We start from the raw sequence: 232 nt of genomic DNA, 5'->3' as shown, positions 1-232 counted from the left end.
CCGAGTGCAGCCAGAAGAACGACAATTGGGCGAGCTACGAAGCCGCCCTGGACAAGGCCCTGGCCGACTCGAGCCTGGCGGTCGCCAAGGGGACGCCGGCGCATGTGGTGTACTCCGATCCCAGCGACAAATGGCTGGCCGGGCACATCGCCGATTGGCTCAAGGACAAGGGCTTCGAGGTGAAGGCGCAGATGGCGCCCGGTTGCGCGATCGGCGCCGTCGACGGCGCCGT

The 232-nt window shown here is 67.7% G+C and carries 1 protein-coding gene; it reads left to right on the top strand.

Annotation, left to right across the window (positions count from 1 at the left end; translation table 11 throughout):
* Positions 1-232, top strand: a 232-nt coding sequence (locus HKX41_13810) for a hypothetical protein (protein ID NNC25209.1), incomplete at both ends; no start/stop codon positions are given.

The organism is Salifodinibacter halophilus, assembly GCA_012999515.1.
GTDB lineage: Bacteria > Pseudomonadota > Gammaproteobacteria > Nevskiales > Salinisphaeraceae > Salifodinibacter > Salifodinibacter halophilus.
This window is presented reverse-complemented; position numbering and strand designations above follow the sequence as displayed.